The organism is Myxococcus llanfairpwllgwyngyllgogerychwyrndrobwllllantysiliogogogochensis, from assembly GCF_006636215.1.
Taxonomy (GTDB): Bacteria; Myxococcota; Myxococcia; order Myxococcales; family Myxococcaceae; genus Myxococcus; species Myxococcus llanfairpwllgwyngyllgogerychwyrndrobwllllantysiliogogogochensis.
This window is the reverse complement of sequence record NZ_VIFM01000374.1, coordinates 1-9,111: the sequence shown is the minus strand read 5'-3', so window position 1 is coordinate 9,111 and position 9,111 is coordinate 1. Positions and strand designations below refer to the sequence as shown.

7 protein-coding genes are annotated in these 9,111 nt (G+C 68.7%); all 7 read left to right on the top strand.

The genetic code is table 11. The annotated features are described in order from the left end of the window. Window positions 1-437: hypothetical protein (locus FJV41_RS45710; RefSeq protein WP_220137958.1), on the top strand; the 437-nt coding region annotated here is incomplete at its 5' end. A gap of 124 nt (window positions 438-561) precedes the next feature. Beyond that, complete coding sequence (locus tag FJV41_RS45705; protein ID WP_141648930.1) at window positions 562-2,640, top strand: M36 family metallopeptidase; 2,079 nt, start codon at window positions 562-564, stop codon at window positions 2,638-2,640. 156 nt (window positions 2,641-2,796) lie between these two features. Then, window positions 2,797-4,230 carry an alpha/beta hydrolase family protein gene (locus FJV41_RS45700; protein ID WP_141648929.1) on the top strand — a complete coding sequence of 478 codons (1,434 nt, stop codon included), beginning with the start codon at window positions 2,797-2,799 and terminating at the stop codon, window positions 4,228-4,230. Between the two features lie 142 nt (window positions 4,231-4,372). Further along, entirely contained in the window at window positions 4,373-5,521 is a 1,149-nt protein-coding gene (locus tag FJV41_RS45695; RefSeq protein ID WP_141648928.1) for an AAA family ATPase, read from the top strand. 45 nt (window positions 5,522-5,566) lie between these two features. Next, the gene (gene truB, locus FJV41_RS45690) at window positions 5,567-6,460 is read left to right on the top strand and encodes a tRNA pseudouridine(55) synthase TruB (RefSeq protein WP_141648927.1); all 894 of its coding nucleotides are present in this window, start codon (window positions 5,567-5,569) and stop codon (window positions 6,458-6,460) included. 43 nt (window positions 6,461-6,503) lie between these two features. After that, on the top strand, window positions 6,504-7,127 hold the full coding sequence (locus FJV41_RS45685; RefSeq protein ID WP_141648926.1) for a GNAT family N-acetyltransferase: 624 nt from the start codon (window positions 6,504-6,506) through the stop codon (window positions 7,125-7,127). Window positions 7,128-7,356: 229 nt separating this feature from the next. Further along, window positions 7,357-8,808 carry a hypothetical protein gene (locus FJV41_RS45680; RefSeq protein ID WP_141648925.1) on the top strand — a complete coding sequence of 484 codons (1,452 nt, stop codon included), beginning with the start codon at window positions 7,357-7,359 and terminating at the stop codon, window positions 8,806-8,808. Window positions 8,809-9,111 lie beyond the last annotated feature (303 nt).

The following is a 9,111-nucleotide window of genomic DNA, read 5'->3' as shown; positions in this document are numbered from 1 at the left end:
CCATTCCGCGGCCTCCGGAGCCCCCGCCCATCGTGACGCAGCCCCCGCTGCCGCCCATGGTGGAGAAGCCCATCAAGCGCCCGCCGCTGCCCAAGACGAATGAGGCGTGGGGCGCGGTCATGCTGAGCAAGCACCTGCGCGACTACGACTACTGCGGCAGGGAGGCCATCCTCCGCGACGGCGGCATCCCCCGGATTTTCCGGCTGAGGGCGCGGTTCGACGCGAACGGGGAGGGCGTCAAGGGGAAGGTGACCCCCGTGACCTCCGTGAAGATGTTGGATGCCTGCATCACGAACCGCACCAAGTACATCTACCTGGGCAAGCCGCCGGAGAAGCGCGAGTTCGCCGTGGAGATGACACTGTCCTTCGCGCACCTCCGCCCCAAGGGCAAACCCGAGACGCGTGATGACCAATGGAGCGACCTCAGCGGCGATTGAGCCGTAGCGCGCGCTCGGAAGTCGATGGTCTCGCCCGGTCCCCCTGTTGAGTCAGGTGGACGGGCCGTGTCCTTGTTCCGCGTGACGCCCCATCCCGGGGTGGTCCGTGACGCAGGAGCACGACATGTCCCCAAGACACGCCCGACGCTGCCTCTTCCACGCGGTAGCTCTCACGGGGGCGCTGCTGTCCCCCCTCGCCCTGGCCGTGGTGCCGGAGCCCCAGGGAGAGCGGCACCACGACGCGCGCCTCTCCTACAACGCCCGGATGCGCTTCACCTTCGCGCCGACGCAGCAGGCGGCGGAAGCGGCGCTGCGCCAGTCCGTGCCGGAGCTGCGCGTGGAGGTGGATGCGTCCAACGGGCGGGTGCGTTCGCTCATCAACCTGGTGGGCGCGCTCTCGGAGCCCGCGAGCGGAGACGCGCTGGCGGTGGGCCTGGACTTCGTCCAGCGACATCGCGAGGTCCTGGGCCTGGAGCTGTCCGACCTGGCCAACCTGGAGGTGACCGACCGCGTCTACTCACGCCTCAGTGGTGCCACTCATGTGTATCTGCGACAGCGCTACCGGGACCTGCCCGTCTACAACGCGCAGCTCCAGGTCAACGTGGATCGGGAAGGGCGCGTGCTCGCGGTGCACAGCGACTTCCAGCCCGCGCTGGAGTCCACGCTCTCCAGCGTGGAGCCTCGGATTGGCGCGGCCGACGCGGTGGCGAGCGCGGCGCGGCACCTGGGCCTCCAGGGATTCGCGGCGCCCCGCGAGCTGAAGGCCGAGCCCGGTCCCACGCGGCGCACTCGCGTGGAGGCGCGGGGGCTGTCGAGCGAGCCCATCGACGCGTCGCTGGCGGTGCTGCCGCTGCGTCGTGGAGAGTCGCGTCTGGTCTGGCGCTTCCAGGTCCACACGCTGGATGCCCGCCACGCCCATGACTTGACGGTGGACGCGGGCACGGGCGAGGTCTGGACGCGCTTCGACTGGGTGGCGGGGGATTCGTACCGCGTATACCCGAGGCCCGCCGAGAGCCCGCACCACGTCACGCCGGTTCCTCCTGCGGATGGGCGCACGCTCGTCACCAACCCCGCCCACTCGCTGGCCTCGCCCTTCGGCTGGCATGACACCAACGGAGTCACGGGCGCCGAGTTCCTCGCCCCCCGCGGCAACAACGTTCACGCCTACGAGGACCGGGACAACAATGGTCAGCCGCCCGCGAGCGACCCGAACTGCGGCGCCGGGCTGGCGTGCGACTTCGCCATCAACCTGACGGGCGCGCCGAGCACGTACTTCGCCGCCGCGGTCGCCAACCTCTTCTACTGGAACAACCTCGTCCACGACGTGCAGTACCAGTACGGCTTCGACGAGCTGGCCGGCAACTTCCAGGTCAACAACCATGCCCGAGGCGGGCTCGGCAATGACGACGTGCGCGCCGAGGCGCAGGACAGTGGTGGCGTCGACAACGCCAACTTCCTCACGCCTCCGGATGGCTTCCGCCCGCGCATGCAGATGTACCTCTGGACGGCGCCCACGCCGGACAAGGATGGCGACCTGGACAGCGGCGTCATCGTCCACGAGTACGGCCACGGCATCTCCAACCGCCTCGTCGGCGGCCCCAGCAACGTGTCGTGCCTGACCAACCGGCAGCAGCCGGGCGAGGGCCTCAGCGACTTCCTGGCGCTCGTCTACACCGCGCGCGCGTCGGACACCGGCCCGCAGGGACGTGGCATCGGGACGTACGTGCTGAACCAGGCCATCACCGGCCCGGGCCTTCGCACCCAGCGCTACAGCACGTCCGCGCTCGTCAACACCTGGACCTTCGAGAGCATCAACACGATGACCGTCCCGCACGGCGTGGGCTCCGTGTTCGCCCAGGCGCTGTGGGAGGTGTACTGGGCGCTGGTGACGCAGTGGGGCTTCAGCACGGACCTCTACGACGCCACGGGCAACGCGGGGAACCAGCGCATGCTGCTGTACTTCACCGAGGGCCTGAAGCGCACCGCCTGCAACCCCACCTTCCTCCAGACACGCGACGGCATCATCAGCGCCGCCACCACCCTGCATGGTGGGGAAGACGTCTGCCGGATGTGGAACGCGTTCGCCGCCATCGGCCTGGGCTCCAACGCGACGAATGCCGTCGACTCCGCCAGGAATGGCTTCGCCGTGCCCCCCTCATGCGGCCTCATCCTGGGCCGTCCGGAGACGCCACCCACCCCGTAGCCACGCCGTCCCGCCGGAGGACCTCTCCCGAGGTCCTTCGGTGCTCCACACCCGGAGTGTATTTTCATGGGTAGCCTATAATTCTCGAATTGTGAGAATGTCCGGGATGGTTCCTGACTGAACCCGAGTGACGTTGTTCATCGAGAGGAGCGAGACATGTGGGGAGTGACGTATCGGTTTCGAGGCGTGGTGGGGGCGCTGGCGGTATCGCTGCTGGCGGCCTGTGGCGACACGTCGGAGGCGGGACGCGAGGGCGCGCCTTCGGGAGAGACGCTGTCGGAGGCGCGAGCCATCGACGACGACATCCGCGCGCGGCTGGAGGCGCTCCCGGGCGTCACGATTCTGGGGGACGAGCAGATTGATGACTTTCGCTTCTTCACGCTCGACTTCGAGCAACCCGCGGACCACCGCCATCCGGAGGGTGAGAAGTTCCTTCAGCGCATGACGCTGTTCCACCGCTCGGTGACGGCGCCGATGGTCATCGACACGGAGGGCGCGGAAATCTTCGCGGAGCCCATCGCCGCGGAGCCGGTGGACCTCTTGAAGGGCAACCAGGTGACGGTGGAGCACCGCTTCTACGGCACGTCGACGCCGGCCTCGCGTGACTGGAAGCTCCTGGATGTCTGGCAGTCCGCGGCGGACGCGCACCGCGTGGTGGAGGTCTTCAAGACGATTTACGGCGCGCGCTGGCTGTCCACGGGGGTGTTCCGGGGCGGCACGGCGGCCCTCCTTCACCGCTACTTCTTTCCGAACGACGTGGAGGCAACGATTCCCTACGCGGAGCGGCACAGCCTGGGGTTGCAGGATGTCCGCACGCCGCACTTCCTGGCCACCGTGGGTGACGCGACGTGCCGCGACAGGTTGAAGGCGGTGCAGCGGGCGGCGCTGGAGCGGCGCGAGGAGCTGACGCCGCTGCTGGCGGCGCAGGTGGAGTGGGGCTTCACCTTCGAGACGCTGGGCGTGGACAAGGCGTTCGAGTTCAGCGTGGTGCGGCTGCCGTTCAACTTCTGGGAGTACATGGGGTTGGCGCCGTACGACTGCGACACGATTCCGGAGCCCACGGTGTCGGCCGAGGAGCTGTTCGCCTTCGTGGACCTGGTGGCGGGCCCCGCGTACACCTTCTCAGACCAGTCGCTGTACAGCGCGATTGAGCCGGAGAGCTACCAGTGCGCCACGGAGCTGGGCGCGCCGCTGTTCCCGGAGTTGGAGCTGCGTCCGCTGCTGCGCTACCCGGGCGGGCAGGTGCCCACGGCGCTGCCTCCCGCGGGCGTGGTGAAGGTCTACAACCCGGTGCCGCTGCTCAAGCTGGAGCTGTGGACGCGGCTGCACGCCCGGCGCGTGCTCATCGTCGACGGCGCGCTGAGCCCGTGGAGTGCCTCGGCCTTCGGCGTGAGCTCCAGGAATGACTCGTACCGCATCGTGGACCCGGCGGGCATCGGCTTCTACGGGACGCTGACCGCGCTGCCCGAGCCGCAGCGCACCTTCTACTTCGAGCGGCTGGCCGAGTGGGCGGATGCGCCGGTGCACGTGCCCGCTGTCACCGCGGGCAAGCTGAGCCGGAGCTACGAGAAGCTGCTGCGTCGTCGGTAGTCGTCGCGCCGGCTGAAGGACCCGAGGGGCACGTGTCCACGTGGTGTGCTCCCTCGGGTGGAGTGCCCGGTCCGTCGCGAGTGTGACGGACCACCAGAGCACCGTTGCGGTGGGAGGTGGGCGAGCTAGGGTGGGGTGCTCGATGCCCATCCAGCGCTTGCGGATTTCCGGATACCGCTCGGTGCGTCAGCTCTCCCTGGAGCTGGGCCCGGTGAATGTCATTGTCGGAGCCAACGGCAGTGGCAAGACGAACCTGTACCGCGCGCTGTACCTGTTGGTGGCGGCGTCGGAGGGGAGGCTCGCGCGCACCCTGGCGGAAGAGGGCGGCACGCCGAGCGTGTTGTGGGCGGGTTCGCGGGGCGCGAAGCAGCCGGTGCGGCTGACGGTGCAGGTGGAGATGGGCGAGCTGGCGTACGAGCTGAGCTGCGGCATCGTCCCCAACCTCCCGCGCTCCACGGACCCCTTCAAGCTGGACCCGGAGGTGAAGTCGGAGCACCTGTGGGCCTGGTCCGGGGGGCGCAAGGTGGTGCTGATGGAGCGCAAGGACCGCACGGCCTTCATGCGGGACGCCGACGGGAAGCGGGTGACGTTTCCCACGCAGCTCTGGAACTCGGAGTCGGTGCTGGACCAGTTGGGCGAGCCACACCGTTTCCCGCGCTTGTCGGAGGTGCAGCGCACGTTCTCCGCGTGGCGTTTCTATCACCACTTCCGCACGGACCCGGACGCGGCCATGCGGCATCCGCGCGTGGGCGTGAGGACGCCGGTGCTGGCGCATGACGGCGCGGACCTGGCGGCGGCGCTGCTGACCATCCTCCAGATTGGGGACACGCGCGGTCTGGAGCAGGGCATCGACGATGCGTTCCCGGGAGCGCGGCTGGAGGTTCGCTCCAGTGAGGGACGCTTCAGTCTGTTCCTGCACATGCCGGGGTTGAGCCGGCCCATGGCCGCGTCCGAGCTGTCCGATGGAACGTTGCGCTACCTCTGCTTGCTGGCGGCGCTCTTGAGTCCGCGCCCTCCGCCGTTCCTCGCGTTGAACGAGCCGGAGACGAGCCTGCATCCGGACCTGTTGGAGCCTCTGGGGCGGCTCGTGCTGAGGGCGGCGAGGGACAGCCAGGTCTGGGTGACGACGCACGCGGAGCCCCTGGCGCGCACGGTGGCGCAGGCGTCACGCTGTTCGCCTGTGTATCTGGTGAAGCGGGACGGAGCCACGCAGGTGGAGGGAGCCCTGGATGGCGATTCCTCCGACTTCGTCGAGGAAGAGGAAGAGGAAGAAGAGGACCGGGGTGGTTGAGCACGTCGCGGAGTCCATGACGCGAATTCTCCGTCGGGAGCACGCATGACGCCGGGGCTCTACAGTGTGCACAAGCCGGTGGGGCCCACGAGCTTCTCGGTGGTGCAGTCCTTCCTGGAGGAGGCGCGTGCCGTGCCGGGCAAGCGCCTGCCGATATGCCACGGTGGGACGTTGGACCCGTTCGCGGAAGGGCTGCTCCTCGTGCTGGTGGGGCAGACGACGCGACTGTTCGAGCTGCTGCACGCGGTGCCCAAGACGTACGAAGCGGACGTGGTCTGGGGCACGGAGACGGACACGGGAGACCTGCACGGCAAGCCCGTGCTCCAGGGGGACGTGTCTCGCCTGACGCCCGGGTTGCTCGACGCCGCGCTCGCGCCCTTCGTGGGCTGGCACGAGCAGGTGCCACCGGCCACGAGCGCGAAGAAGGTGGGAGGCGAGCCCGCATATCGCAAGGCCCACCGGGGCGAGGTGGTGGAGCTGCCGCCCTCTCGCGTGTACCTGCACTCGGCCCGGTGGCTCTCGCACGAGCTGCCGCGCACCAGTCGCCTGACGCTGACCTGTCGAGGGGGCTACTACGTCCGCTCGCTCGCGAGGGACGTGGGGCGTGCGCTCGGCTGTGGCGCGCACCTGTCCACGCTGCTGCGCACGGCGATAGGCCCGTGGAGCGACCCTGCGCCCGGGACACGCGTGGGCTCACAGGGCCGGGCGCTGCTGCCCTGGGCGCGGGTGCGTCCCCTCACGGACCTGGAGGTGGGCGAGCTGCGTCGCGAGCGGTCCATTCCCCTGAGCGGCACGTTGCCTCCGGACTGGCGCCTGCCGGCGGGCTTCCCCGACCCCGAGGCCCCGGTGCGAGGCTTCCATCAGGGCCGGCTCACGTTCCTGCTGCGCGAGCGTGAGGGCGCTCTGTGGAGCGACACAGAGCTGAGAGGCGGCCTGTAACGAAGGGGTGCCGCGAGCCTTCGCGCCCACTACCTTCTCGCGCATGTCCCTCGACATCGAGATTCAGGAGCTGACGCCGAAGCTGTGGCCGGCGCTCGAGACGCTGTTCGGGAAGAACGGCGCGTGCGCGGGCTGCTGGTGCATGTTCTGGCGGCTGGAAGAAGGCGAGCGCTTCGCTGACGTGAAGGGCGCGCCCGCGAAGCAGCGGATGAAGGCGCTGGTGGACGAGGGCAAGGCCCAGGGCCTGCTGGCCTTCGTGGACGGACACCCCGTGGGCTGGCTCACGCTGGGGCCGCGTCGGAGCTTCCCGCGCCTGGACCGCGCACCGAGCCTCCGGTGTGACGACGCGGACGACGTCTGGTCCGTGCCCTGCTTCTTCATCCACAAGGACTTCCGGGGCCAGGGCGTCGCCACGGTGCTGCTGAAGGCCGCGCTGGACGTGATGCGTCAGCGGGGCGCGCGCACCGTGGAGGGATATCCCGTGAAACCTCCCAAGGGGTCCGCGCGTACATCCAATGCGTCCGCGTACACGGGCACGGTGCCGTTCTTTGAAAAACAGGGGTTCGAGCTCGTGGCCGAGCGGCCTCAGGGCAAGCAGCGCGTGCGCAAGGCCCTGGCCTCGCCGGCGCGCGCGCCGCGTCGAGCCGCGAGCAAGCGGATCCGGTGACTCCAGTCACCACTTCGGGGGATCCGGTGACTCTGGTCACCACCTGGGGGGCCTTCCCCCTGGTGACGACTGTCATCGGTGGTGACAGTTGTCACCACCCCTCGTGGAGGGGCTGGTGCCGCCTAACCCCTTGAATATAGGTTAGAAGTGAAGGTGGGTAACCGGAGGAGATGTGTGGCACGCCGCGAGCAATAGGGGTGCTCACAACGACTTACTTCGGAGAAACCAAATGTCCGTCGCCACCTCCTTCAACTCCGCTCAGAAGACCCTGGCTCGCACCGAGTCGAAGCTCGAGAAGCTGGAGGGCAAGCTGGAGCGCGCGCTGGTCAAGGAGCACCAGCTGCTGAAGGACCTGCGCCACATGATGAAGCACCACGCGCCGCACCAGCAGGCGGGCCGTCCGGGTGGCGACAGCTTCGACAAGGGTGGGTGCTTCCCGTCCAAGCCGCTGCCGAACGAGTGGAGCCCGCTGGACCTGGGCGCGCTGAGCGAGACGAACAAGCTGGACCAGACGAAGGGCCCCATCACCGCGGACCAGCTCACCAAGGCCATTCAGCGCGGCACGGGTGACCACGACGGCCAGGCGGCGAAGGGCGAGTACCGCGCGTTCGCGGAGTGGGCGGAGAAGAACCAGGACCGCCTCACGCCCGAGGCGAAGCAGGTGATGGACCGCTTCTCCAAGTTCGCCGCGGAAAGGAAGGCCAACGGCCACCAGGACGGCGACTGGCGGAAGATGATCAATGACATGAAGGGCGTGGGCGACAAGGGCGCGGAGAAGGCGCTCGCGGGCCTGGACAAGCTGCCCAAGCCCATCTCCGGCGATGACATGGCGAAGGCCATCCGCAGCGGCACGAAGGACGCGGACAACAACACCGCGGACGAGCTGAAGGCCTTCCAGGACTGGGCCAAGAAGAACGGCGACAAGCTGTCGCCCGAGGCCAAGGAAGTGATGGGCAAGTTCGAGAAGCACGCGACCAAGGCGATGGCCACGGGCGACAAGGACCTGAGCTCCACCGAGTGGTCCAAGATGATGAAGGACTTCAAGAGCGTGGGCGACGTGAGCGCTCGCGACTCGCTGGCGAAGCTGGACAAGGAGAACGGGCCCATCTCCGGTGAGGACCTGCTCGGCGCCATCAAGCAGGGCGCGGGCGACGCGGACGGCAACTCCACCAAGGAGCTGGCCGAGTTCCAGAAGTGGGCGGCGAAGAACCAGGACCGGCTGACGCCCGAGGCGCAGAAGGTGATGGAGACGTACGAGAAGCACTCGAAGACGGCGGGCCCCAAGGGCCTGGACAAGCCGGGCTTCGACGCGATGGTGAAGGACGCCTCGCAGCACAAGACCTTCCACGACGCGTCCATGCGCACCGCGCTGGAGACGCTGGATGGGAAGAACGGGAAGATCTCCGCCAAGGACCTGACCAACGCCATCAGCAAGGGCGCCGGTGACCTCGACGGCCAGGCCGCCGGGCTGGAGTACGCGGACCTCCAGAAGTGGGCGCGCCAGAACTACGACCGCCTCAGCCCGGACGCGCGCAAGGTGGTGGACACCTACGAGAAGTACGCCACCCAGTCGCTGGCCAAGGGCGAGACGGGCATCGCGAACTCCGACTTCCAGAAGATGGTGAAGGAGATGGAGCAGCTCAGCGTGGTGCGCCCGCCCCCGCGCTTCATCACTGCCTGATTCCGAAGCGAAGTCCGGGCGCGGCGGCGCGGACGAGAACCGCCGCGCCGTTGCCCCTGCCTCCGAGGAGTCCAGGTGGTCGGAAGGAGCGACCCACCACCTGGACCTGTCGAGGCACAAGCCAGGCCTCGGTCCGAGAAAGAGGCCGAGGTGTCCGGGCGAGGTGGAGGGGATGGCGCCGGGAGCCGCGGCGCGAGTGCGTGTACCGAGGCTCGGCATGCACGATGCAATGAAGTCAGGGAGTCAGCGGCACCGTGGCACGACGACCGCACCGGGGTGAGGCGGGGACGGGGGGCTGTCTCT

Bases quoted from the DNA above. Each gene is read 5' to 3' on its own strand.
- truB (WP_141648927.1), top strand. From the start codon at position 5,567: ATGACGCCGGGGCTCTACAGTGTGCACAAGCCGGTGGGGCCCACGAGC.
- FJV41_RS45705 (WP_141648930.1), top strand. From the start codon at position 562: ATGTCCCCAAGACACGCCCGACGCTGCCTCTTCCACGCGGTAGCTCTC.
- FJV41_RS45700 (WP_141648929.1), top strand. From the start codon at position 2,797: ATGTGGGGAGTGACGTATCGGTTTCGAGGCGTGGTGGGGGCGCTGGCG.
- FJV41_RS45685 (WP_141648926.1), top strand. From the start codon at position 6,504: ATGTCCCTCGACATCGAGATTCAGGAGCTGACGCCGAAGCTGTGGCCG.
- FJV41_RS45680 (WP_141648925.1), top strand. From the start codon at position 7,357: ATGTCCGTCGCCACCTCCTTCAACTCCGCTCAGAAGACCCTGGCTCGC.
- FJV41_RS45695 (WP_141648928.1), top strand. From the start codon at position 4,373: ATGCCCATCCAGCGCTTGCGGATTTCCGGATACCGCTCGGTGCGTCAG.